At 67.9% G+C, this 24,505-nt stretch carries 24 protein-coding genes; 20 read left to right on the forward strand and 4 right to left on the reverse strand.

What is annotated here, in order from left to right; genetic code table 11:
• Positions 1 to 133 precede the first annotated feature (133 nt).
• The 5 genes from lysA (at position 134) to prfA (ending at position 7,108) form a co-directional block, all read left to right on the forward strand.
• Positions 134 to 1,543 (forward strand): diaminopimelate decarboxylase, encoded by a 1,410-nt coding sequence (lysA, locus tag MRBLWH13_RS04605; RefSeq protein ID WP_341957126.1) that lies wholly within the window; start codon positions 134 to 136, stop codon positions 1,541 to 1,543.
• A gap of 64 nt (positions 1,544 to 1,607) precedes the next feature.
• Positions 1,608 to 2,915 carry a homoserine dehydrogenase gene (locus tag MRBLWH13_RS04610; protein WP_056308286.1) on the forward strand — a complete coding sequence of 436 codons (1,308 nt, stop codon included), beginning with the start codon at positions 1,608 to 1,610 and terminating at the stop codon, positions 2,913 to 2,915.
• Positions 2,912 to 3,847 (forward strand): homoserine kinase, encoded by a 936-nt coding sequence (gene thrB, locus MRBLWH13_RS04615; protein WP_341957127.1) that lies wholly within the window; start codon positions 2,912 to 2,914, stop codon positions 3,845 to 3,847. Before MRBLWH13_RS04610 ends, thrB begins: the two co-directional genes overlap by 4 nt.
• Positions 3,848 to 4,043: 196 nt before the next feature.
• Complete coding sequence (gene rho / locus MRBLWH13_RS04620) at positions 4,044 to 6,017, forward strand: transcription termination factor Rho (RefSeq protein WP_341957128.1); 1,974 nt, start codon at positions 4,044 to 4,046, stop codon at positions 6,015 to 6,017.
• An 11-nt stretch (positions 6,018 to 6,028) separates the two neighbouring features.
• Positions 6,029 to 7,108, forward strand: a complete 1,080-nt coding sequence (gene prfA, locus MRBLWH13_RS04625) for a peptide chain release factor 1 (protein ID WP_341957129.1) — start codon at positions 6,029 to 6,031, stop codon at positions 7,106 to 7,108.
• Between the two features lie 78 nt (positions 7,109 to 7,186).
• Here the strand turns inward: prfA and MRBLWH13_RS04630 are convergent, their stop codons facing one another.
• Positions 7,187 to 7,840, reverse strand: a complete 654-nt coding sequence (locus MRBLWH13_RS04630) for a response regulator (protein ID WP_341957130.1) — start codon at positions 7,838 to 7,840, stop codon at positions 7,187 to 7,189.
• Positions 7,837 to 9,492, reverse strand: coding sequence for a sensor histidine kinase (locus MRBLWH13_RS04635; RefSeq protein WP_341957131.1), 1,656 nt, complete (start codon positions 9,490 to 9,492; stop codon positions 7,837 to 7,839). The genes MRBLWH13_RS04630 and MRBLWH13_RS04635 overlap by 4 nt, the downstream gene beginning before the upstream one ends.
• Before the next feature lie 145 nt (positions 9,493 to 9,637).
• On the opposite strand from MRBLWH13_RS04635, the gene MRBLWH13_RS04640 reads away from it, so the two are divergent.
• Together MRBLWH13_RS04640 and MRBLWH13_RS04645 are read left to right on the forward strand one after the other, a co-directional pair.
• A complete protein-coding gene (locus MRBLWH13_RS04640; RefSeq protein WP_056509240.1) occupies positions 9,638 to 11,182 on the forward strand; it encodes a CitMHS family transporter in 1,545 nt (514 codons plus the stop codon).
• Between the two features lie 124 nt (positions 11,183 to 11,306).
• Positions 11,307 to 11,708 carry a phage holin family protein gene (locus MRBLWH13_RS04645; RefSeq protein WP_311243293.1) on the forward strand — a complete coding sequence of 134 codons (402 nt, stop codon included), beginning with the start codon at positions 11,307 to 11,309 and terminating at the stop codon, positions 11,706 to 11,708.
• Between the two features lie 28 nt (positions 11,709 to 11,736).
• Here MRBLWH13_RS04645 and epsC read toward each other — a convergent pair whose 3' ends face one another.
• Positions 11,737 to 12,306: a serine O-acetyltransferase EpsC gene (epsC, locus tag MRBLWH13_RS04650; RefSeq protein ID WP_341957132.1), complete on the reverse strand. Its 570-nt coding sequence runs from the start codon at positions 12,304 to 12,306 to the stop codon at positions 11,737 to 11,739.
• Positions 12,307 to 12,313: 7 nt separating this feature from the next.
• Positions 12,314 to 13,252: a cysteine synthase A gene (gene cysK / locus MRBLWH13_RS04655; protein WP_341957133.1), complete on the reverse strand. Its 939-nt coding sequence runs from the start codon at positions 13,250 to 13,252 to the stop codon at positions 12,314 to 12,316.
• A gap of 101 nt (positions 13,253 to 13,353) precedes the next feature.
• Here cysK and prmC point away from each other — a divergent pair, with 101 nt between their 5' ends.
• The 13 genes from prmC (at position 13,354) to yaaA (ending at position 24,458) form a co-directional block, all read left to right on the forward strand.
• Positions 13,354 to 14,214, forward strand: a complete 861-nt coding sequence (prmC, locus tag MRBLWH13_RS04660; protein WP_341957134.1) for a peptide chain release factor N(5)-glutamine methyltransferase — start codon at positions 13,354 to 13,356, stop codon at positions 14,212 to 14,214.
• A 47-nt stretch (positions 14,215 to 14,261) separates the two neighbouring features.
• Positions 14,262 to 14,969 carry an L-threonylcarbamoyladenylate synthase gene (locus MRBLWH13_RS04665; protein ID WP_341957135.1) on the forward strand — a complete coding sequence of 236 codons (708 nt, stop codon included), beginning with the start codon at positions 14,262 to 14,264 and terminating at the stop codon, positions 14,967 to 14,969.
• Positions 14,966 to 16,138, forward strand: coding sequence for an MraY family glycosyltransferase (locus MRBLWH13_RS04670; protein ID WP_341957136.1), 1,173 nt, complete (start codon positions 14,966 to 14,968; stop codon positions 16,136 to 16,138). The genes MRBLWH13_RS04665 and MRBLWH13_RS04670 overlap by 4 nt, the downstream gene beginning before the upstream one ends.
• Positions 16,139 to 16,200: 62 nt before the next feature.
• Entirely contained in the window at positions 16,201 to 16,710 is a 510-nt protein-coding gene (locus MRBLWH13_RS04675) for a hypothetical protein (protein ID WP_341957137.1), read from the forward strand.
• A 146-nt stretch (positions 16,711 to 16,856) separates the two neighbouring features.
• The gene (gene atpB / locus MRBLWH13_RS04680; protein WP_341957138.1) at positions 16,857 to 17,639 is read left to right on the forward strand and encodes a F0F1 ATP synthase subunit A; all 783 of its coding nucleotides are present in this window, start codon (positions 16,857 to 16,859) and stop codon (positions 17,637 to 17,639) included.
• 43 nt (positions 17,640 to 17,682) lie between these two features.
• Positions 17,683 to 17,919, forward strand: a complete 237-nt coding sequence (atpE, locus tag MRBLWH13_RS04685) for an ATP synthase F0 subunit C (RefSeq protein ID WP_042541851.1) — start codon at positions 17,683 to 17,685, stop codon at positions 17,917 to 17,919.
• 27 nt (positions 17,920 to 17,946) lie between these two features.
• Positions 17,947 to 18,501 carry a F0F1 ATP synthase subunit B gene (locus tag MRBLWH13_RS04690; RefSeq protein ID WP_056308258.1) on the forward strand — a complete coding sequence of 185 codons (555 nt, stop codon included), beginning with the start codon at positions 17,947 to 17,949 and terminating at the stop codon, positions 18,499 to 18,501.
• Positions 18,501 to 19,289, forward strand: a complete 789-nt coding sequence (locus tag MRBLWH13_RS04695) for a F0F1 ATP synthase subunit delta (protein WP_341957139.1) — start codon at positions 18,501 to 18,503, stop codon at positions 19,287 to 19,289. Before MRBLWH13_RS04690 ends, MRBLWH13_RS04695 begins: the two co-directional genes overlap by 1 nt.
• 47 nt (positions 19,290 to 19,336) lie before the next feature.
• On the forward strand, positions 19,337 to 20,977 hold the full coding sequence (gene atpA, locus MRBLWH13_RS04700; RefSeq protein ID WP_341957140.1) for a F0F1 ATP synthase subunit alpha: 1,641 nt from the start codon (positions 19,337 to 19,339) through the stop codon (positions 20,975 to 20,977).
• A 20-nt stretch (positions 20,978 to 20,997) separates the two neighbouring features.
• Positions 20,998 to 21,897 (forward strand): F0F1 ATP synthase subunit gamma, encoded by a 900-nt coding sequence (locus tag MRBLWH13_RS04705; protein ID WP_053095762.1) that lies wholly within the window; start codon positions 20,998 to 21,000, stop codon positions 21,895 to 21,897.
• A 21-nt stretch (positions 21,898 to 21,918) separates the two neighbouring features.
• Entirely contained in the window at positions 21,919 to 23,373 is a 1,455-nt protein-coding gene (gene atpD / locus MRBLWH13_RS04710) for a F0F1 ATP synthase subunit beta (protein ID WP_045255375.1), read from the forward strand.
• Positions 23,374 to 23,375: 2 nt separating this feature from the next.
• Positions 23,376 to 23,636, forward strand: a complete 261-nt coding sequence (locus tag MRBLWH13_RS04715; RefSeq protein ID WP_056308253.1) for a F0F1 ATP synthase subunit epsilon — start codon at positions 23,376 to 23,378, stop codon at positions 23,634 to 23,636.
• 75 nt (positions 23,637 to 23,711) lie between these two features.
• The gene (gene yaaA, locus MRBLWH13_RS04720; protein ID WP_341957141.1) at positions 23,712 to 24,458 is read left to right on the forward strand and encodes a peroxide stress protein YaaA; all 747 of its coding nucleotides are present in this window, start codon (positions 23,712 to 23,714) and stop codon (positions 24,456 to 24,458) included.
• Positions 24,459 to 24,505: the final 47 nt, after the last annotated feature.

The following is a 24,505-nucleotide window of genomic DNA, read 5'->3' on the forward strand; positions in this document are numbered from 1 at the left end:
TGGCCGACAAGTGCTTTCAGGGGGTTGACGCCGGGCGTCACCATGACGGATGCGGCATGGAGGGTGCCCTAGAATCGGGGGCAACCTCGCAGTGCGCGTTCCCGCCCGAGACCCGTCCCACGATTGGTGTTCCTTGCTTTCCCCTGCCGATTCGCTCGCCCCGGAATGGCTCGTTGAGCCCGACGACGCGAACGATCTTCCGACCGCCGTGTGGCCCGCGTCCACGACCCGCGACTCCGACGGGGTCGTCCAGCTGGCCGGCATCGCCGCCACGGCACTCGCCCAGACCTACGGCACGCCGCTCCTCGTGATCGACGAAGACGAGGTGCGCACCCGTGCACGGGCGTTCAGACTCGCCTTCGACGAGGCTGCTGCCGAGCACGGCACGACCGCTCAGGTCTACTACGCGGGCAAGGCGTTGCTGACCACGACGATCGCCCGGTGGGTGGTCGATGAGGGACTCCGGATCGACGTCTGCACCGGGGGAGAGCTCGAGGTCGCTCTCGCGGCGGGAGTCGCTCCGGCATCGATGGGTTTCCACGGGAACAACAAGTCGGTCGCCGAGCTCGAACGCGCCGTCGAGGTGGGTGTCGGGACGATCATCGTCGACAGCGATATCGAGATCGAGCGGCTGGCGGCGATCACCGCTCGCACCGGCGCGACCCAGCGCGTGCTGGTTCGGGTCATCAGCGGTGTGCACGCCGAGACGCACGATTTCCTCGCGACCGCCCACGAAGACCAGAAGTTCGGCTTCCCGCTTGCCGAGGCGGAGCGGGCCGTCGCGCGCATCCGAGAGATCCCGGGCATCGACTTCGGCGGTCTCCACTGCCACATCGGCTCGCAGATCTTCGGTGTCGCCGGCTTCCGGGAATCCGCGTCCCGCGTGCTCGAACTCCATGCCGCACTCCTCGAGGGCGGACCCGTCCCGCAGCTCAACCTGGGCGGCGGCTTCGGCATCGCCTACACGAGCGTCGACGACCCGACGCCGATCGAGACGCTCGCCGGTGAGATCGTGACAGCGGTCGCCGAAGGCTGTGCGGCACGGGGCATCGCCATTCCGGCGCTGTCGTTCGAACCCGGACGCGCCATCGTCGGCACGGCCGGTGTGACGATCTACGAGGTCGGCACGACGAAGGACGTGGCGCTGGAGTCGGGTGCGACCCGGCGGTACATCAGCGTCGACGGAGGCATGAGCGACAACGCCCGTCCCGCACTCTACGGAGCCCAGTTCTCGGCCCGGCTGGCCTCACGAGTCGGCGTGGGTGCTCCGCAGCTCAGCCGCGTCGTCGGCAAGCACTGCGAGTCGGGCGACATCGTCGTCGACCATGAGTTCCTTCCGGCCGACGTCACGCCCGGCGATCTCCTGGCGGTGCCGGCGACGGGTGCCTACTGCGCGCCTCTCGCGAGCAACTACAACCACGTTCCCCGTCCTCCGATCGTCGCCGTTCGCGACGGTCGGTCGACGGTCATCGTCCGCGGCGAGACGATCGCCGACGTCCTCTCTCGGGATGCGGGCATCGAAGCGCCCCAGACCCACCGGTGAGCCGCGCGTCACGCGACGCGGCAGCCGACGACACACGACTGATCCACCCTCCTAAGGAGTAGCAATGACGACTGAGTACCGACGACTTCGGGTGGCGCTTCTGGGCGCCGGCGCGGTCGGCTCCCAGGTGGCCGACCTCCTGCTGCGCCATGGCGACGAGCTCGCCGACCGCGCGGGGGCCTCGCTCGAACTGGCGGGCATCGCCGTGCGCAACCTCGACGCGCCCCGTGAGACGGACCTGCCGAAGGAGCTGTTCACGACCGACGCCGAGTCGCTGATCCTCGGCTCCGACATCGTGATCGAGCTGATCGGCGGCATCGAACCGGCACGCACGAGCATCCTGCAGGCGATCGGCTCCGGCGCAGACGTCGTCACCGCCAACAAGGCGCTGCTCGCCACGCACGGCCCCGAGCTGTTCGAGGCTGCCGACCGTGTCGGCGCCTCCGTCTACTACGAGGCCGCTGCGGCCGGTGCGATCCCGATCATCCGCCCGCTGCGCGACTCGCTCGCCGGCGACCGGGTCGTCCGCATCATGGGCATCGTGAACGGCACCACCAACTACATCCTCGACCGCATGGACACCGAGGGCGCCGACTTCGCAGACGTGCTCGCCGACGCCCAGCGACTCGGCTATGCGGAGGCCGACCCCACGGCCGACGTCGAGGGGTACGACGCCGCGCAGAAGGCCGCGATCCTCGCGAGCCTCGCCTTCCACACGGCTGTCCCGCTCGACGCCGTGTACCGCGAGGGCATCACCTCGATCACCGCATCGATGATCGACGAGGCTCGGGCGGCGGGATTCGTGATCAAGCTGCTCGCGGTCTGCGAGCGCATCGAGGCCAACGGCGCGGAGTCGATCTCGGTGCGCGTCTACCCGGCGCTCGTCCCGAAGACCCACCCGCTCGCGTCGGTACACGGCGCGAACAACGCGGTGTTCGTCGAGGCGGAGGCGGCAGGCTCGCTCATGTTTTACGGCGCGGGCGCGGGTGGTGTGCAGACGGCATCCGCAGTCCTCGGCGATGTCGTCTCGGCGGCCCGCCGCCACATCGCCGGCGGCGTCGGCGTGGGGGAGTCCACCAGGGCGAACCTGCCGGTCGTGCCGATCGGCCACGTCACCACGCGCTACCAGATCACTCTCGAGGTCTCGGATGCCCCCGGCGTCCTCGCGACCGTCGCCGGCATCCTGAGCGACGGCGACGTCTCGGTCGCCACGGTCGTCCAGACGGTAGAGGGCGAAGACGAGCCCACCGCCCGCCTCGTCATCGGTACGCACCGTGCGACAGATGCGGCTCTCAGCGCGACCGTCGACGCACTCGCCGACAGCTCGGTCGTCGAGCGAGTCGTCTCGGTGCTGCGCGTGGAAGGCGAATGACGGTGGCGGAGGCGCGCACGGTCGAGGTGACCGTACCCGCCACCAGCGCGAATCTGGGCCCCGGCTTCGACACGCTCGGTCTCGCGCTGAGCGTCTACGACACCCTCGTGGTCACGGAGCTGCCCGTCGGCGAGCTCGAGATCGAGGTCTCGGGTTCCGGCTCGGCCGAGATCCCGCGTGACGCATCGAACCTGATCGTCCGGACTATCGCGCATGTCTACGCCGACGTCGATCGTGCGCTTCCCGGTCTGCGGATCGTCGCGGAGAACGGCGTTCCGCACGGCCGAGGTCTCGGCTCCTCCGGCGCGGCCGTGGCCGCGGGCATCCTCGCGGCCAAGGGCCTGCTCGAGGGCGACGTCGAGATCAGCGACGCCGACATGCTGCGCCTCGCGACGGAGATCGAAGGGCACCCCGACAACGTGGCCCCCGCCCTCTTCGGCGGACTCACGATCGCGTGGATGGGCGAGCGGGGCGCGCAGCACAAGAAGCTGCTCGTGCACCGCGGTGTCTCACCTCTCGTGCTCGTGCCGTCGTACACGATGTCGACGTCGAAGGCCCGCTCGCTCCAGCCGCCCCACGTCTCGACCGCGGATGCCGTCTTCAACCTCTCGCGCTCGGCGCTGCTCATCGCGGCTCTCACCCAGAGCCCCGAGCTGCTGCTCGACGCGACGGCGGATCGCCTTCATCAGGACTACCGCGCCGAGGCGATGCCCGAGACGCAGCGCCTCGTTCAGGCTCTGCGCGCTGCAGGCTTCGCCGCTGTGGTGTCCGGCGCCGGACCCAGTGTGCTCGTGCTCGCCGACGGACCCGGCAGTCGTCAGGACGCCGTGGAACTCGCCGAATCCACCACCGACACCCCGTGGGAAGCGCTGCTGCTCGCGGTCGACGTGCGTGGTGGTACAGTGGGGAATCGAGCGGAGGGCTCCACGTAACTGCGTGAATCTGGCCCCATTGCAACTCTGCAAGACCCGCACGCAAACCCCTGTGGCACTGCTCTCACCGAGAACTCGTTCTTTTCGAGAACCCAGTGCCGAGGCTGGCTGACGCCGAGCGTCAGCCCGTGCGACCGCGCGCAGCACCCGTTGTGCGCGTACCGCTCACGTCTCCGAGACCAAAGAGGGAGTACTCGTGGAGAATTTCTCCGAGACCCAGAACGACCAGGCGGCACCCGCCGCCGCTGCTCCGGCCAAGGCCGCGAGCTCCGACGCCGCGACCACCGCTGCGACCGAAGTGGCTCCGGCCCGCAAGCGCGCACCGCGCCGTGCGACCACCGCGACGGCGTCCGCCAAGGCTGAGAAGGCGGCTGCAGCCGACGCCGCAACCGACAGCGCACCGGCGAAGTCCGAGGCACCGGTGAAGTCCGAGGCTCCCGCGAAGTCCGAGGCGCCCGCCGCCGACGCTTCTGCCGCCGAGGCCGCACCCAAGGCGAAGGCTCCTCGTCGCAGCCGCGCGAAGAAGGCCGACGCCGAGCCCGCCGCCGAGGCGCCCGCAGCCGAGTCGTCTGCTGCTCCGGTCGCTGACGCCGCTCCGGCTGCCGATGCGGCTCCTGCCGCCGACTCGTCCGACACGCCTGCGAAGACCACCGGTCGCGGACGCCGCACCGCCAAGAAGCCCGTGGCCGACGCCGAGGCCCCGGCCGCCGAGAAGCCTGCCGAGTCTGCCCCTGCAGACTCCGCTCCCGCCGCCGATTCCTCCTCCGACTCCGCTGACGGCGGCGACGAGCAGGGTGGCCGCGGTCGCAACCGCAACCGCAGCCGCAACCGCGGACGCGGCCAGAACGGCAACGGCCAGGCCGGCGAGCAGCAGGCGCAGCAGCAGCCGCAGCAGCAGAACGCCTCCGATGACGAGGGCGGCAACGGCCGCAACCGTCAGCGCAACAAGCGCCGCGGCGGAGCGCCGACCGACGAGTTCGACACCGAGATCGGCGAGGACGACGTCCTGATCCCGATCGCCGGAATCCTCGACGTGCTCGACAACTACGCCTTCGTCCGCACGACCGGCTACCTCGCCGGCCCCAGCGACGTCTACGTCTCGCTCGGACAGGTCAAGAAGTACAACCTGCGCAAGGGCGACGCGATCGTCGGCTCGATCAAGCAGCCTCGCGAGGGCGAGCAGCAGGGCCGTCAGAAGTACAACGCCCTGGTCAAGGTCGACTCGATCAACGGCCTGTCCATCGACGACGCGGCCACCCGCGTCGAGTTCGGCAAGCTCACCCCGCTCTACCCGCAGGAGCGCCTGCGTCTCGAGACGGCACCTGAGAAGCTGACCCAGCGCATCATCGACCTCGTCGCGCCTGTCGGCAAGGGTCAGCGAGGTCTCATCGTCGCGCCGCCGAAGGCCGGCAAGACGATCGTCCTGCAGCAGATCGCCAACGCGATCGCCCAGAACAATCCCGAGGTCCACCTCATGGTCGTGCTCGTCGACGAGCGCCCCGAAGAGGTCACCGACATGGAGCGTACGGTCAAGGGCGAGGTCATCGCCTCGACCTTCGACCGCCCGGCGGAAGACCACACCACAGTGGCTGAGCTCGCGATCGAGCGCGCCAAGCGTCTCGTCGAGCTGGGCCGCGACGTCGTCGTGCTGCTCGACTCGATCACCCGCCTCGGCCGTGCGTACAACCTCGCGGCTCCGGCATCCGGACGCGTGCTGTCGGGTGGCGTCGACGCGTCGGCGCTGTACCCGCCCAAGCGCTTCTTCGGCGCCGCACGCAACATCGAGAACGGCGGATCCCTCACGATCCTCGCCACGGCTCTCGTCGAGACCGGCTCCAAGATGGACGAGGTCATCTTCGAGGAGTTCAAGGGCACCGGCAACAGCGAGCTGCGCCTGTCGCGTCAGCTCGCCGACAAGCGCATCTTCCCGGCCGTCGACGTCAACGCGTCGAGCACCCGCCGTGAAGAGATGCTGCTGTCGGCCGACGAGGTCAAGATCACCTGGAAGCTGCGTCGCGCTCTTGCGGGCCTCGACCAGCAGCAGGCTCTCGAGGTCGTCCTGGGCAAGCTCAAGGAGACCCACTCGAACGTCGAGTTCCTGGTGCAGATGCAGAAGTCGATTCCGACGCTCCCCTCGGGTGCGCACGGTCACGACAACAACATCCGCTGAGCGGAGCCGCTGTGTTCGAGTCCGTCCAGACTCTGATCGACGAGCATCGCCGGGTGCAGGAGGAACTCTCCGACCCGGCGGTGCACGCTGATGCTGCTCGAGCGAAGCGCGTCAATCGCCGCTACGCCGAACTGTCCAGGATCGTCGCCGCCCACGAGGCGTGGGTGGCGGCATCCGACGATCTGGACGCGGCGCGAGAACTCGCCCGCGAGGACGAGGCGTTCGCCGATGAGGTGCCCGGTCTCGAAGAGAGCGTTCAGGCCGCGCAGGAGAAGCTCCGGCGCCTGCTGATCCCGCGGGATCCGGACGACGCGCGCGACGTGATCATGGAGATCAAGGCGGGGGAGGGCGGTGCCGAATCGGCGCTGTTCGCCGCTGACCTGCTCCGCATGTACATCCAGTACGCGGCGTCGAAGGGCTGGAAGACCGAGCTCCTCGAGCGCAACGAGTCCGACCTCGGCGGTTACAAGGACGTCCAGGTCGCGATCAAGGGATCGTCGACCGACCCGGCTCAGGGCGTCTGGGCGCATCTCAAGTACGAGGGCGGCGTGCACCGGGTGCAGCGTGTGCCGGCGACCGAGTCGCAGGGGCGCATCCACACCTCGACCACCGGCGTCCTGGTGTTCCCCGAGGTGGATGAGCCCGACGAGATCGCGATCAACCAGAACGATCTCAAGATCGACGTCTTCCGCTCGTCGGGCCCTGGCGGCCAGTCGGTGAACACGACCGACTCGGCCGTGCGCATCACGCACCTTCCGAGCGGCATCGTCGTGTCGATGCAGAACGAGAAGTCGCAGCTGCAGAACCGCGAGGCCGCGATGCGCGTGCTGCGTGCGCGACTGCTCGCGAAGCAACAGGAAGAGCTGGATGCCGCGGCATCCGACGCGCGCAAGTCGCAGATCCGCGGCATGGACCGCTCCGAGCGCATCCGCACGTACAACTTCCCCGAGAACCGCATCGCCGACCACCGCACGGGATTCAAGGCGTACAACCTCGATCAGGTGATGGACGGCGCTCTCGAGCCGATCATCGAGAGCGCGATCCAGGCCGACGAAGAGGCGCGTCTCGCCGCCGTCGGCTCGGAGTCCTGACCGGGCTCCTGACCGGCGTCCCGCGCGGAGTCGGACGGGCGGCCTGTTCCGCTGCCGGCCTTCGGGTGTCGCGCGTCCTCAGATCCGCGCCGCGTAACGATGCTCGGGTCGTCCGGTGGCGCCGTATCGCAGGCTCACCTCGACCACGGTCCGCGCAGCGAGCGCGGCGAGATGGCGCTGCGCCGTGGCGCGGGAAATCCCGACCCGCTCTCCGACCTCCGCCGCCGACGCCTCTCCGTCGCCGAGCGCGGCGAGCACCAGCTGCTCGGTGGCCGACCGAGAGACCGAGACGGGCTCTCCCGAGCCGTGCAGGATCGCCAGCGCCCGATCGACGTCCTCCTGCCGCAGAGGACGGTCTCCGGCGAGGAGGTTGCGATAGCGCGCGTACCGGTCGAGAAGTCCGGTGAGTGCGCGTCGGTCGAACGGCTTGAGCAGATACCCCACGGCGCCCGATCTCAGTGCGCGGCGTACTGTCGAGGTGTCGTCTGCCGCCGAGATGAGGATGGCATCGACCCCGGCATCCTGCACGAGTGCGATACCGTCTCCGTCCGGCAGGAAGACGTCGGCCAACAGCAGATCAGGACGAGACGAGCGGATGCTGTCCCGTGCCTCGGCGATCGATCGCACGGGCTCGAGAGCGACGAAGCCGGGTTGCTCGTCGATGATTCCGCGATGCAGCTGGCCGACACGGAAGTCGTCGTCGAGAATGAGGACGCGTATGGGGTCTGTCATGAACTCTCCTTCTGAGCTGGCGCGACGGGGGAGACGGCGCCGCTGAGGCGCGCGGCGAACACGGCGCCGTGCTGCGCTCCTCCGGGGTCGATGACCCAGAGCTCCCCGCCGCTCCGCCGTGCGATCTCGCGTGCGAGCGGAAGCCCGATGCCGTGACCGTGCACTCGGTCATCCGTGGCATCGGCGGAAGAATGCGGCGACAGGGGATCGACGCCTCCGAGACCCGCTCCCGAGTCCGCGACCGTGACCACGAGTGCATCGCCATCACCGAGCACGGCGACCTCGACCCAGCGGGGCGAGCTCTGGCCCTCGACGGCGGCGGTCACGGCGTTATCGACCAGATTGCCCAGCACGGCTGCGACGTCCTCCGGTGCTGCCACGCTGCCGATCAGCTGCGTCTCGTCTGCAATGCGGAGCGCGACGCCGCGCTCGCCCGCCTCGACGCCCTTGGCGCCGAGGAACGAATGCAGGAAGGAGTCGCCCAGCAGGTCGAGGCCGGCGACGGGGAAGGCAACGGAGCCGCGCTCGACCAGCTCGCCGAGGAAGGCCCGGGCATCATCCACCCGCTCCGCGTCGATGAGTCCTGCGGCGACATGCATGCGGTTGGCGAACTCGTGCCTCTGCACGCGCAGCGCGGCGGTCATGGTGCGCACCGTCTCCAGCCGCTCGGTCAGAGCGATGAGGTCGGTGCGATCGCGGATGATCAGCACATCGCCCAGGGCCCGTCCGTCACGCACGACGGGCCTCGAGTCGAGGTACAGCACGCGGTCGTCGACGAGGGCGCTGGACCGTGCTCGGTCACCCGTCACGGTCTCGAGCACGGCTGCAGGGAGTCCGAGGTCGGCGAAGGGGCGGCCGACGGGGGCGTCGAGCCCCAGCATCCGATCTGCGGCGTCGTTGCTCACCCTGACGATCCCGGCGGCGTCGACGGCCAGCACGCCGTCGTCGACGCCGTTCAGGACCGCCGTCTGGTTCTGCACGAGTGCGACGAGCTCCTCCGGCTGGACGCCGAGGGTGAGGCGTTCCCAGCGTCGGCGGAGGAGGAGGAATGCGAGGACGGCCAGTGCGAGTGCGCCGAGCGCGGTGACGCCGATCACAGCGAGCAGCGGGGGCAGGTCGTCGAAGACCCCTGTCCGTTCGAAGCCGACGCTGACCTCGCCCACGGGAATCCCTGCGTCGTCGCGGACGGGGACCTTGGCACGCGCGGACTCGCCGAGCGTGCCGGTCTGCCAATCGACGACCTCGTTGCCTCTGAGGACCTCTTCGAACGGCGTGCTGACGACTTCGCCGATGCGCGAGCTGATGGGATGGGCGAGGCGGATGCCGTCCTCATCGGTGATCACGACGAACAGTGCATCCGTGCGGGCCGACACGCCCATCGCGATGCGCTGCAGGTCTCCGTCTCTGAGCGCCTCGGCATCCGGTGCATCGTTCGCTGCGGAGATGAGCGCGACATCTGCCCGGACCTGCGGATCCTCCGCCAGCGTCCTGGCGATGCCGAGAGCGGTCGACTCGGCCTCGGCGCGCAGCTGCTGCACGGCGACAGCGAGGTACACGCCCGTGCACAGCGCGACCACGAGCGCGACGGTGGCGAGGTGCAGCAGGAGCGTGCGCGTCGCGAACCGCGGCCTGATCGTCGTCGTCTTCGACACGGTTCTCCCTTCGCGCAATATGCGCAGAACCCACGCTACGCGCATAACGTCCGGGAATGCGGGATACCGCACCTGCAGTCGACGTATTCCCTAGTCTCGTCAGGATCCGTCGCAGATGACGGAGCGACGACGAAGGAGTCACCGTATGCCCGACATGCTCATCGGCCTGCCCGCGGCCGCAGAAGAGGCGCCCACGTACGACGTGGCTTTCGTGCCGCCGGAGTGGGTTCTCGTCCTCCTCGGCTTCACCATGGTGCTGGCGTTCATGACGCTCATCATGACGAAGCGTCTGACGCCCATGGTGGCGCTGATCCTCGTCCCGACCGTCTTCGGCCTCTTCGCCGGTGCGGGCCTCGGCCTCGGGGACATGATCCTGGACTCGATCGCGACCATGGCGCCGACCGCCGCGCTGCTGATGTTCGCGATCATGTTCTTCGGCATCATGATCGACGTCGGCCTGTTCGATCCGCTCATCCGGATGATCACGCGTCTGCTGGGCGACGACCCCGCGAAGGTCGTGCTGGGCACGGCGATCCTCGCGGGCGCTGTCTCCCTCGACGGGGACGGATCGACGACGTTCATCATCACGACCTCGGCCATGCTCCCGATCTACCTGCGGCTCGGCATGAGCCCCGTTGTGCTCACCTGCGTGGCCGGACTCATGAACGGCACGCTGAACATCGTGCCGTGGGGCGGCCCGACCGTGCGAGCGGCGACGGCCCTCGGTCTGCAGCCCACCGAGATCTTCGTGCCGATGCTCCCCGCACTCGGCGTCGGCATCCTGGTGACGCTGGGCTTCGCGTGGATGCTCGGGCTGCAGGAGCGCCGACGGCTCGGACGGCTCGACTCCGACGGGCGGCTCACCGGAGCTGACGGCGGGGCGCTCTCGACGCTTCCGAAGCTCTTCCGCGGTTCCGATGCGACACCCGGTGCCCGCGCGGCGCTGCGCACCGGCAACATCGTCGTGGTGTCCGGCGGACGCGGCCCCGTCGCCGCCGCGAGCGTCGACCTCGCGGACACCGCGATGGCCGACACCATGCTCGACCCTGCCCGGCCTACGCTCCGACCCCAGCTGATCTGGTTCAACCTGGCGCTCACGGTCGCCGTGATGGTGCTGCTCGTTCTCGACATCATGCCGCTCCCGTACGTCTTCATGGTCGGCGCCGCCGTCGCCCTCCTCGTCAACTTCCGCGGGATCAAGGATCAGGCGTCCGAGATCGTCGCTCATGCGCCGAGCATCGTGGGGGTCGTGTCGATGGTGATCGCCGCGGGCGTGCTGGTCGGGGTCCTGTCCGGTACCGGCATGGTCGACGCCATGGCGACCTGGATCACCGACGTTCTCCCTCCGGCGCTCGGACCGTTCCTCGCGCCCATCACGGGCCTCCTGTCGATCCCGTTCACGTTCTTCATGTCGAACGACGCGTTCTACTTCGGCATCCTCCCTGTGCTGTCGCAGAGCGCTGCGGCGTTCGGGATCGACCCGGTAGAGATGGCGCGCGCGTCGATCATCGGACAGCCCGTGCATCTGCAGAGCCCGCTCGTGCCGGCGATCCTGCTGCTCGTCTCGCTGGCGAGCGTCAACCTCGGCGATCATCACCGGAAGGTGCTGTGGCGTGCGACGGTGGTGTCGCTGGTCATGCTCGGAGTCGGGATCCTGTCCGGTGCCATCCCCTTCTTCGTGGCGCAGTGACAGGGAGGCCGTGGGGAGCCGGATGCTCCGGCTCCCCGCGGCAGTGCTCCGAAGGATTCCGCGCGCTCGTCACGATCGCACTGCGGTTCCCGGTGGTTCCGCGCCCTGGCGCTAGGCTCAGCCCGTGATCACGTTCCTCTTCCGCGCGCTCCTGTACGTCGTGTCCGCAGGTCTCGGCCTCATCGTCGCCGATCTGGTGCTCGACGGCTTCCAGATCCAGTGGGACAAGTGGTGGGGCTTCGTCATCTGCATCCTGATCTTCGCGATCGTGCAGAGCGTGCTCGCTCCCTGGGTCAGCAAGATCGCCGACCGCTATGCGCCGGTGCTGATGGGCGGCATCGGGATCGTGTCGACTCTGATCGCCCTGGTCGTCGTCGTGCTGCTGCCGATCGGCGGCCTGCGCATCGTCGATCTCACCGGCTGGCTGCTCGGCGCCGTGATCGTGTGGCTCGTCACGGCGCTCGGCAGCGTGCTGCTGCCTCTCATCTTCCTGCGCAAGAAGGTCGAGAAGTCGCGGGCTCGCTGAGGCGTCCGTTCCGACGCCGGACGCACTCTCAGATGGAGTAGTCGGGCGCGGTGAGCATCGCTTTGGTGTCCTCGCCGAGGATGCGCGCCCGAGCCTTCGCAGGGATCCCGACCAGGACGCTGTCGGCGGGGGCATCGCGGGTGACCACGGCGTTCGCCCCGACCACCGATCCCTCGCCGATCGTGATCGGTCCGAGGATCTTCGCCCCCGCGCCCACGGCGACGCCGTCGCCGAGGGTGGGATGCCGTTTGCCGGAGTCTCTTGTCCGGCCGCCGAGCGTCACCCCGTGGTAGAGCATCACGTCGTCGCCGACCTCGGCGGTCTCTCCGATGACCACGCCCATGCCGTGATCGATGAAGAATCGCCGCCCGATCTGCGCACCGGGGTGGATCTCGATGCCCGTCAGCCAGCGCGCGACCTGCGACGTCGCGCGTGCGAGCAGACGGAGGCGCTTACGCCAGAGCGCATGCGAGACGCGGTGCGCCCAGATGGCGTGCAGTCCGGGATAGAGGAGCGCCACCTCTGCTGCGCTGCGAGCAGCCGGGTCGCGAAGTCGAGCTGCCGCGATGTCCTCGCGCATTCGGCCGATCATGCCCATCGACGGATCAGGATTCCCGCAGGTGCTCGTACAGAGCGGTCGAGAGGTAGCGCTCACCGAACGAGGGGATGATGACGACGATGGTCTTCCCCGCGGCCTCCGGACGCTGCGCGACCTGCAGAGCGGCCCAGATGGCGGCACCGCTCGACATGCCCACGAGGATGCCCTCTCTGCTCGCTGTCTCCCGTGCGACCCGGATGGCATCGTCGAAGGTGACGTCGATGACCTCATCGAGGACGTCGCGGTCGAGGATCGGCGGCACGAAGTTCGGTCCGATGCCCTGGATCTTGTGCGGTCCTGGGTGTCCCTCGGTCAGGATGGGGGAGTCCTTGGGCTCGACGGCGACGATCTGAACGCCCGGGACGCGCTCCTTCAGCACCTGGCCGACCCCGGTGATCGTTCCGCCGGTCCCGATGCCCGCGACGAGGTAGTCGACGGAGCCCTCGGTGTCGCGGAGGATCTCCTCGGCTGTGGTCCGGCGGTGGATGGCGGGGTTCGCCTCATTGGCGAACTGCTTCGCCAGCACGGCACCCGGCGTCCGGGCGGCGATGGCCTCAGCCTCGGAGATCGCGTGCGTCATGCCCTTCGTCGGGTCGGTGAGGACGAGCTCGGCTCCGAAAGCCCTGAGGAGCATGCGCCGCTCCTTCGACATCGACGCGGGCATCGTGAGGATCACCTTGTAGCCGCGTGCTGCACCGACCATCGCCAGTGCGATACCGGTGTTGCCGCTGGTCGCCTCGACGATCGTGCCCCCGGGCTTCAGCTCGCCGGACGCCTCAGCAGCGTCGACGATCGCGATGCCGAGCCGGTCCTTGACGCTCGACGCCGGATTGTAGAACTCGAGCTTGGCGAGCACGGTCGCGCCGAGACCCTCGGTGACCCGGTTGAGGCGAACCAGAGGAGTGTTGCCGAACGCGCTGGTGATGTCGGAGTGGATACCGGGCATGGGGAGAGCCTTCCTGTGCGGGGTGACTGCGGCTCCAGCCTAGGCGAGCACCCTTGGGGGTCGGGCAATATGACACCTTCCCGCGCTCTACGCTTGTGCTCATGCCTGATCTCTCCCTCGCCTCCGCGGTGCACGCCGCCGCCCGACGACTCGCGGAGGCCGGGGTCCCGGATCCGCTCGTCGATGCGGAGCTCCTGGCGGGACACATCCTCGGTGTGCGGCGGGGCGAGGTGCAGGCTGCCGTGATCAGGGGTGATGCGATCGCCGACGACGCTGCGGTCGCCTTCGACGCGACCGTCACTCGCCGCTCGGCGAGGGAGCCGCTGCAGCACATCACCGGGACGGCGCCGTTCCGGCACCTCGAGCTCGCGGTCGGACCCGGCGTCTTCGTCCCCCGGCCCGAGACCGAGACCGTGGTGCAGTACGCGATCGACGCCCTTCTGGGATCGTCGTCGCCCGAGCCCATCGGCGTCGACCTCGGCACCGGAAGCGGGGCCATCGCGCTGGCCATGGCGACCGAGGTGCCCCACTCCAGGATCTTCGCGACGGAGCTGTCTCCCGATGCCTATCCGTGGGCGGCGAGGAACACCGCAGGAGTCGACAACCTGACGCTGGTCAACGAGGACCTCGCCCACGCCTTCGGCGATCTCGACGGCACGGCGTCAGTCGTGATCTCGAACCCGCCGTACGTGCCTGACGCCGCCGTGCCCCGCGACCCCGAGGTGCGGCTGTACGATCCGACGATGGCGCTGTACGGGGGAGAGGACGGCCTCGACATCGTGCGTGTCCTCAGCGTCCGCGCCCTCGAGCTCCTGCATCCGGGCGGACTGCTCGTGATCGAGCACGGGGAGCTGCAGGGGGAGGAGATCCGCAGCATCCTCACCCGCGACGGATGGCGCGCAGCGGCTACGCACCGCGACCTGACCCTGCGGGATCGGGCCACGACCGCTCTGCGCCCCTGAAAGCGGACACGAACCGCCCAGGCATCCCCAACTAGAATCGGATCGTCATGTCCTCCATCTTCGATTGCGGCGACGAGTCCCAGCTCCTCGCCGGCATGCGCCACGCCCGCCAGGCCATAGCCCGCGGCGAACTCATCGTGATGCCCACCGACACCGTCTACGGCGTCGCCGCCGATGCCTTCTCGCCCGCCGCGGTGCAGCGACTCCTCGACGCGAAGGGCCGCGGACGAGATCAGCCACCGCCCGTCCTCGTCGGCACGAAGGAGACCCTGCACGCGCTCGCGGAGTCGGTGCCGGAGCCCGTGCAACGACTCGTCGACGCGTTCTGGCCCGGCGGCCTGACGATCGTGCTGCCGGCCCAGCCGTCGCTCGTCTGGGACCTGGGGGAGACCCAGGGCACCGTCGCCGTGCGCATGCCCGAAGGGCGTGTCGCTCTCGAGCTGCTCGCCGAGACCGGTCCGCTCGCGGTGTCGAGCGCGAACCTGACCGGTCGCGATGCGGCGATCTCGGCGTTCGATGCCGAGCGGATGCTCGGTGACAGCGTGTCCGTCTACCTCGCCGACGGCGTGAGCCGCGACGGCATCGCCTCGACCATCGTCGACGCCACATCCCTCGTCCCTCGTGGAGCCGAGCCGACCACGGGCGGCGTACGCATCCTCCGCACCGGCGCGGTCAGCCGCGAGCGGCTCGAGGAGGTGCTCGGCGATCTGCTCGAGCCCGCTGAAGAGCCTGCGGAATCGGACGGGGATTCGTGAAGCAGTATCTCTTCACGATCATCCTGACCGCCGCGATCACGTTCGCGCTGACCTGGGCGGTCTGGCGGCTGAGCCTGCGGTTCAAGCTCTACCCGAGCATCCGCGAGCGGGATGTGCACACCACGCCGACCCCGCGTCTGGGTGGCGTCGCCATCTTCCTCGGCATCGCGGCGGCGATCGGGGTGTCGGCGGCGAACCCGTTCTTCGCGAACATGTGGATGCCGCCCCAGACCATGTGGTCGATCCTCGCCGCGTCGCTGCTGATCGCGATCGTCGGCGTGGTCGACGACCTCTGGGATCTCGACTGGATGATCAAGCTCGGCGCGCAGTTCCTCGCCGCCGGGATCATCACGGTCGGCGGCGGGCTGCAGATCCTGTCTCTGCCGTTCGGCGACCTGATCGTGTTCTCCAGCTGGCTGAGCATCACGATCACGATGTTCGCGATCGTCATCGTGATGAACGCGGTCAACTTCATCGACGGCCTCGACGGGCTGGTCGCCGGTGTCTGCCTGATCGCCAACGGAGTCTTCTTCGCGTACTCCTACATCCTGACCCGCGACACCGGCGCCTCCAGCTACTTCAACCTCGCCTCCTTCCTGGCAGCGGTCCTGATCGGCGCGTGCCTCGGATTCCTGCCGTTCAACTGGAGTCCGGCGAAGCTGTTCATGGGAGACTCCGGCGCTCTGGTCCTCGGGTTGCTGATGGCCACCTCGGCGATCGCGGTGACCGGTCAGCTGGAGCCGTCGGCGCTCGATCCTGAGCGCCTCGGACGCTCCCAGCTCCTCGGAGCCTTCATCCCGATCCTGCTGCCGCTGCTGGTCGTGCTGCTGCCGCTTCTCGACTTCGGCCTCGCGGTGCTCCGACGCATGAACGCCGGCAAGTCGCCGTTCTCGCCCGATCGCAAGCACCTGCACCACCGCATGCTCGACCTCGGACACCGCGACCGCGATGCCGTCCTGATCTTCTACGCCTGGACTGCGGTGATCTCCCTCGCCGTGCTCCTGATGTACGTCGGCGCCCGTGAGGACTGGCCAGGCCAGTACATCCCCGGCGTCGCCTTCGGAGTCGTCGGCATCGCCGCGTGCCTCGTCATCACCCTGAATCCTCTGCGCCGACGGAAGTCCGCGGCGTCTGCTGAGCCCGACCCGACACCCGTGGAGTCCCCGTGAGCCCGAGCCCCGTTTCCAGCAATCCGATCCTGCGGAGGACGCTGCTCTGGTCCGCTTTCTCGATGGTGGTCCTCGCGCTCGTGGCCGGCGGGATCGGTCTTCTCGTCGACGGCGTGGAGGGTCTCGTGAGCGGCCTGCTCGGGGTCGTGCTCGCCATGCTGTTCCTCGGGATCACCGCGCTCAGCATCCTGATCGCCAACCGCTGGTTCGGCGACCCGCTCTACGTGCAGCTGTTCTTCGCGATCGTCCTGGGAGGCTGGCTGCTCAAGCTCGGGCTGTTCGTGGTGATCATGATCGTTCTGAGCGGTCAGCCGTGGGTCAGTCCGATGGTGTTCTTCCTCTCGATCGTCACGGGCGTCGTGGCGACCCTCGTCATCGATGTGATCGTCATCACGAAGATGCGGCTGCCGAACGTGAGCGACGCGTCGCTGCCCACGCAGGCGCCGGCCGACCATGCCCCGGGCATCCCGCTGCCGACCGTCGTGCCCGAGGATCGTGCCCCCGGACGCCACAACCTGATCCCCGAGTCCCACGACGAAGAAGGGTCGGCAGAAGACGCCCCGCGGTCTTAGGACACCCTCAGATTCTGATAGTGTTATGACGTGCCCGCCGCTCGTTCGCGAGCGCTTGCGCTTGAAGCACACCGACCATCGTCGCCCCGGTTCTGACCGGTGCCCCGAAGCTGGAGCCCGCGCTGTTCAATCTTGCTGCGACCCTGATGCCCAAACTCGCCACTGACGGCGAGTTCCACGGACCTTCGATCGACGAGTTCTTCCCGGAGATCCTCTTCACTGTGGCGGGTATCCCCGTCCATCGAATCCACCTCGTCCAGTTCATCGCGGTGGTCGCCGTCGTGCTGATCCTGGTTCTCGGAACCCGTCGGATGAAGATCGTCCCCGGCCGCTTCCAGAGCGTCGTCGAGATGGGGCTGGACTTCGTCCGCTCCAACATCGCGCACGACCTCCTCGGGCGCAAGGACGGAAACCGGTTCCTGCCGATCCTGACCACGATCTTCTTCATGGTGCTGTTCATGAACATCACGGGAATCATCCCGTTCCTGAACATCGCCGGAACGAGCATCGCCGCCGTGCCGCTGACGCTCGCACTGGTGAGCTACATCACCTTCATCTACGCGGGCATCAGGAAGAGCCCGCTGGGCTTCTTCAAGAACGCGCTGTTCCCGGCGGGCGTGCCCTGGCCGGTCTACATCATCGTGACGCCGATCGAGTTCCTCTCGACCTTCATCATCCGGCCCGTCACGCTGATGCTCCGACTGCTGATGAACATGGTCGTCGGTCACATGCTCCTGGTGCTGTGCTTCGCAGCCACCCAGTTCTTCTTCTTCACCGCAGGTGGCGGCTGGGCCGCCCTCGGTGTCGGAACCCTCGCCTTCGGCGGCGCCTTCACTCTCTTCGAGATTCTGGTCGCCGTCCTCCAGGCATACGTCTTCACCGTCCTCACCGCGGTCTACATCCAGCTCGCGGTCGCAGAAGAGCACTGAGCGGGTCGGCAACTGCCGTCCCACCCAACGAAAGGAAAAACCCGTGGACGCTACTACGGTTCTCGCAGACATCAACGGTCACCTCGCTTCGGTCGGCTACGGCCTCGCCGCAATCGGCCCGGCCATCGGTGTGGGCATCGTCGTCGGCAAGACCATCGAGGGTGTCGCTCGTCAGCCCGAGCTGGCCGGCCGCCTCCAGGTCCTCATGTGGATCGGTATCGCCTTCACCGAGGCGCTTGCATTCGTCGGCATCGCCGTCGGATTCATCCCCTTCCCGTAATCTCTACCGACTTCTGAAGGAGACAGGATGCTGAACGCTCTTGTCACGAACCTCGCAGCAGAGGGTGAAACACACAACCCGCTGATCCCTGCGTGGTACGACATCATCTGGTCGGGCCTGTGGTTCCTCGTCATCCTCGTCGTCGTGTGGAAGGTCGCCCTTCCGAAGTTCACGGCGATGCTCGACAAGCGGTCCGCCGCGATCGAGGGCAACATCGCCAAGGCCGACGAGGCCCAGAAGCAGGCTGAGGCCGCGCTCGAGGAGTACACCCGGCAGCTCGCCGAGGCGCGCACCGAGGCCGGAGAGATCCGCGAGGCCGCCCGTGAGGACGGCAAGAAGATCGTCGCCGAAGCCAAGGACACCGCGTCGAGCGAGGCCGCTCGCATCACGGCGACCGCGCACACGCAGATCGAGGCGGAGCGTCAGACCGCTCTCGTGTCGCTGCGCAGCGAGGTGGGCTCGCTCGCCATCGACCTCGCCGGTGGCGTGGTCGGCGAGACGCTCTCGGACGATGCTCGCGCGACGGCGGTCGTCGACCGCTTCCTCGCCGACCTCGAAGCATCCGAGAAGGCGGCTCAGTAATGGGCAGCGCGACCACTCAGGCACTCGCGGCATCCACTCAGTCGCTTGCCGCAGCGAAGGACGTCACTCTCGACTCGGCCAGGGAGCTGTTCGCAGCTGCCAGGACCGTGGCGGAGTCGTCTCAGCTGAGCGGCGCGCTCACCGATCCCTCGGCTCCGGCAGACGCGCGACAGAACGTCGTGTCCGCGGTCTTCGGCGGATTCTCCCAGGACGTGCAGAACGTCCTGAAGACCGTCGTCGCTCAGCGCTGGTCCTCCACGTCGCAGCTCGTCGACGGCGTCGAGGAACTCGCCATCCGTGCCGCGGCGATCTCCAGTCCCCAGGCCGACATCGGGGGAGAGCTGTTCGGCTTCTCCCGGGTCATCGCCGCGAACGCGGATCTCGAGCTCGCGCTCGGAACCCGCCTCGGGGGAGAGGACGCCAAGGGCGCACTCGTCGAGAGGCTTCTGGCCGGCGGCGTCAGCGACGCCGCCGCGCTGATCGTCTCGTCGCTGGTCCGCCAGCCGCGTGAGCGTCGCATCCGGCAGATGCTGTCGCGGGCGACGCGCATCGTCGCTGACCAGGGCGATCGGGTGGTGGCGACGGTGCACACCGCGAAGCCGCTGACCGACGCGCAGCGCACGCGTCTGAGCGCCGCACTCTCGCGCCGCTACGACGGCAACGTATCCCTCAACGAGGTCTTCGACCCCGCCGTCGTCGGAGGTCTGCGTGTGCAGATCGCCGATGACGTCATCGACGGCAGCATCTCCGCTCGACTCGCCGACCTTCGCCAGAAGCTCGCGGGCTAACACGACTTCGCGCGGGGAACCGCGCACCCAGATACAAAGGGAAGACAATGGCAGAACTATCGATCAGCCCCGACGTCATCCGTGACGCGCTGAAGGACTTCGCCGCCGCCTACGAGCCCACCGGGGCAGCGGCGACCGAGGTCGGCACCGTCATCGACGCAGCGGATGGAATCGCGCACGTCGAGGGCCTGCCCGGCGTCATGGCCAACGAGCTCGTGGCCTTCGCGAACGGCACCAAGGGCCTCGCGCTGAGCCTCGACCAGGACCAGATCGGTGTGGTCGTCCTCGGCGACTTCACCGGTGTCGAAGCAGGACAGGAGGTCACCCGCACGGGTGAGGTCCTCTCCGTTCCCGTGGGTGACGGCTACCTGGGGCGCGTCGTCGACCCGCTCGGAAACCCGATCGACGGCCTCGGCTCGATCGTCACCGAGGGCTCGCGTGAGCTCGAGCTGCAGGCGCCCGGCGTCATGCAGCGCAAGTCGGTTCACGAGCCGATGCAGACCGGCATCAAGGCGATCGACGCCATGATCCCCGTCGGCCGCGGCCAGCGTCAGCTGATCATCGGCGACCGCCAGACCGGCAAGACCGCGATCGCGATCGACACGATCATCAACCAGAAGGACAACTGGGAGTCCGGCGACGTCAACAAGCAGGTGCGCTGCATCTACGTCGCCATCGGCCAGAAGGGCTCGACCATCGCCTCGGTGAAGGGCGCGCTCGAAGAGGCCGGCGCCCTGGAGTACACCACGATCGTGGCAGCTCCCGCCTCCGACCCCGCCGGCTTCAAGTACCTGGCTCCCTACACCGGTTCGGCCATCGGCCAGCACTGGATGTACGGAGGCAAGCACGTCCTGATCATCTTCGACGACCTGTCGAAGCAGGCAGAGGCCTACCGCGCCGTCTCGCTGCTGCTGCGTCGTCCGCCGGGCCGCGAGGCCTACCCGGGTGACGTCTTCTACCTGCACTCCCGTCTGCTGGAGCGTTGCGCGAAGCTGTCCGACGAGCTCGGCGCAGGCTCGATGACCGGTCTTCCGATCATCGAGACCAAGGCCAACGACGTCTCGGCGTACATCCCGACCAACGTGATCTCGATCACCGACGGCCAGATCTTCCTGCAGTCCGACCTCTTCAACGCCAACCAGCGTCCTGCGGTCGACGTGGGTATCTCGGTGTCGCGAGTCGGTGGTGACGCTCAGGTCAAGTCGATCAAGAAGGTCTCGGGAACGCTCAAGCTCGAACTCGCTCAGTACCGCTCGCTCGAGGCCTTCGCGATGTTCGCGTCCGACCTCGACCAGGCGTCGCGTCGTCAGCTCTCCCGTGGTGCGCGTCTGACCGAGCTGCTCAAGCAGCCGCAGTACTCGCCGTACCCCGTCGAGGAGCAGGTCGTCTCGATCTGGGCCGGAACCAAGGGCAAGCTCGACACGATCGAGGTCGCTGATGTCCTGCGTTTCGAGCGCGAGCTGCTCGACTACCTCCGTCGCAACACGAAGGTCCTCGACACCCTGCGCGAGACCAACGTCCTGGACGACGACACGGTGGCTGAGCTCGAGAAGCACACCGACGCTTTCCTCCTGGAGTTCCAGGGTGGCAAGGGGCAGGCCATCGGCGCTCCCGGTCACGAGGAGCACGCTGCAGCCGAGGCTGAGGACGTCAACCAGGAGAAGATCGTCAAGGGTCGTCGCGCGTAATCGCGTGAGGAACTGATTTCATGGGCGCTCAACTCAGGGTCTACAAGCAGAAGATCTCTTCTGCTCAGACGACCAAGAAGATCACGAAGGCGATGGAACTCATCGCGGCTTCGCGCATCCAGAAGGCGATGGCACGCGTCAAGGCGTCCAGCCCCTTCGCGCGAGCCGTGACGAGGGCCGTGTCCGCCGTCGCGACGCACTCGAACGTCGACCACCCGCTCACCCGCGAGCCCGAGACGATCCGCCGCTCCGCGGTCGTGATCTTCTCGTCGGACCGCGGTCTCGCCGGAGCCTTCAACTCGCAGATCCTCCGTGAGGGTCTCGAGGTGGCGGAGCTCCTGCGCGGGCAGGGCAAGGAGCCGGTGTTCTACCTCGTCGGTCGCAAGGCCGTCGGATACTTCCAGTTCCGTCGCATCGCGGCGGCCGCGGAGTGGACCGGCGACACCGACACCCCGTCGTTCCACACGGCGGAGGAGATCTCGGCCACGCTGCTCGAGGACTTCTCCCGCGGTGCGGACGAGGGCGGCGTCGACGAGATCCACCTCGTGTACAACCGCTTCGTCAGCATGATGACGCAGTCGCCGGAATCCGTGCGCCTGCTTCCGCTGGAGATCGCGGAAGCCGATGACTCGGAAGCGGGAAGCGCCGTCTACCCGCTGTACGAGTTCGAGCCGGATGCCGAGACAGTCCTCGACGCGATCCTGCCGGTGTACATCCAGAGCCGCGTCTTCAACGCTCTCCTGCAGTCGTCTGCTGCCAAGCAGGCTGCGACGCAGAAGGCGATGAAGTCGGCCAGCGACAACGCCGACAAGCTCATCACCGACTACACCCGTCTGCGCAACAACGCGCGTCAGGCGGAGATCACGCAGCAGATCGCGGAGATCGTCGGCGGCGCCGACGCACTCTCGTCGAGCAAATAGACCATCAGGAAAGAGACGAAAATGACCACCACCGCCACGGCTGACCAGCCGGCGACCGCGGTCGTCGGGCGCGTCGCACGCGTCAACGGTCCGGTTGTCGACATCGAGTTCCCGCACGACTCGATCCCCGACATCTACAACGCGCTGAAGACCACGATCACGATCGGCGACGAGTCCGTCGAGATCACGCTCGAGGTCGCTCAGCACCTCGGCGACGACCTCGTTCGCGCCATCGCCCTGAAGCCGACCGACGGCATCGTCCGCGGCCAGGAGGTGCGCGACTCCGGTGAGGCCATCTCGGTCCCCGTCGGCGACGTCACCAAGGGCAAGGTCTTCAACGTGATCGGCGAGGTCCTGAACCTCGAGCCCGGCGAGACGATCGAAGTCACCGAGCGCTGGCCGATCCACCGCAAGGCTCCGAACTTCGACCAGCTCGAGTCGAAGACCACCATGTTCGAGACCGGCATCAAGTCGATCGACCTCCTGACGCCGTACGTCCTCGGTGGGAAGATCGGTCTGTTCGGTGGCGCCGGTGTCGGAAAGACCGTCCTCATCCAGGAGATGATCCAGCGCGTCGCGCAGGACCACGGTGGTGTGTCGGTGTTCGCCGGTGTCGGTGAGCGCACCCGTGAGGGCAACGACCTCATCCACGAGATGGAAGAGGCGGGTGTCTTCGACAAGACGGCCCTCGTGTTCGGCCAGATGGACGAGCCGCCGGGAACGCGTCTGCGCGTCGCCCTCTCGGCTCTGACGATGGCGGAGTACTTCCGTGACGTGCAGAAGCAGGACGTGCTGCTCTTCATCGACAACATCTTCCGCTTCACGCAGGCAGGCTCCGAGGTCTCCACGCTGCTGGGCCGCATGCCCTCCGCCGTGGGTTACCAGCCGAACCTCGCCGACGAGATGGGCCTCCTCCAGGAGCGCATCACCTCGACCCGTGGCCACTCGATCACCTCGCTGCAGGCGATCTACGTGCCCGCCGATGACTACACCGACCCGGCCCCGGCGACGACGTTCGCCCACCTCGATGCCACCACGGAGCTCTCGCGTGAGATCGCGTCGAAGGGTCTGTACCCGGCCATCGACCCGCTGACCTCGACGTCGCGCATCATGGACCCCCGCTACTTGGGCGAGGATCACTACCGCGTCGCCACCACGGTCAAGCAGATCCTTCAGAAGAACAAGGAACTGCAGGAGATCATCGCCATCCTCGGTGTCGACGAGCTCTCCGAAGAGGACAAGATCGTCGTGTCGCGTGCACGTCGCATCCAGCAGTTCCTCTCGCAGAACACCTACATGGCAAAGAAGTTCACGGGCGTCGAGGGTTCGACCGTCCCGCTCAAGGAGACCATCGAGTCCTTCGATGCGATCACGCGCGGTGACTTCGACCACGTCGCCGAGCAGGCCTTCTTCAACGTCGGTGGCATCTCCGACGTCGAAGAGCAGTGGGCGAAGATCCAGAAGGAGAACGGCTGACCATGGCGCTGCATGTCAGCCTCGTCTCCGCGGACGCGGAGGTCTGGACGGGAGAGGCGAGCCTCGTGGTCGCCAAGACCGTCGAAGGTGAGATCGGCTTCATGACCGGCCACGAGCCGGTTCTGGCGATCCTCGCCCAGGGCGAGGTCCGCATCACGCAGACGGATGGCACCAAGGTGCTCGCCAACGCACAGGACGGCTTCCTCTCGATGGAGAGCGACGTCCTGACGATCGTGGCGGGCAACGCGGCTCTCATCGCCTGATCAGTTCAGCTCATCGCGTCCGCCTCGGCGCCCCCAGGGGAGCCGAGGCGGACGCGTCTGCATTCCCGAGGTCCCATGAAGATCCTGCTTCCCCCGTCAGAGACGAAGCGCCCCGGCGGGAACGGTGCACCCCTCGATGTCAGCGCACTGGCGCTTCCCGGGTTGCACAACGAGCGTCATGCCGTGATCGACGCGCTCGTCGACCTCGCTGCGGACGAGGCAGGTGCGCTCAAAGTGCTCAAGCTGAGCCCGAGGCAGGCGGGTGACATCGTCCACAACCGGATGCTGCGCTCCGCCTCGACGATGCCCGCTGTCGATCGCTACACGGGAGTGCTCTACGACGCGCTCGACGCGCAGACGCTCTCGTCGTCGTCTCGCCGGTGGCTCGCTTCGCATGCGTGGATCCATTCTGCGCCGCTCGGCCCGATCGGCGCTCTCGATGCCATCCCTGCCTACCGGCTGGCGGCAGGCACGTCGCTGCCCGGGCTACCGGCGCTGCGCCGCCACTGGGCAGACGCGACGACCGCGGCGATCGCAGGGGAGGACCCGGCGTTCGTCCTCGACCTGCGCAGCGAGGCCTACGTCGCACTCGGGCCGGTGCCTGCTTCCGTCCCCTCCGCCTACGTGCGGGTGGTGACCGAGCATGGGCGTGCGCTCAACCACTTCAACAAGAAGTCCAAAGGGCTGCTGACCAGGGCGCTTGCCGAAGACCGTCCGCGCGTACGCTCGTTGAGCACCCTTCGTAGGTGGGCCGAGTCGCGCGATATCGTGCTCCGAGACGCGCGGGAGCCCGGAATCCTGGAGTTCGTCGTCGCGGAGTGACGCAGTGTCACGCAGGAGGGCTCTCCTGCGTGTGTCGTTGCCCCGTA

It is taken from the genome of Microbacterium sp. LWH13-1.2 (genome assembly GCF_038397735.1).
Lineage (GTDB): Bacteria > Actinomycetota > Actinomycetes > Actinomycetales > Microbacteriaceae > Microbacterium.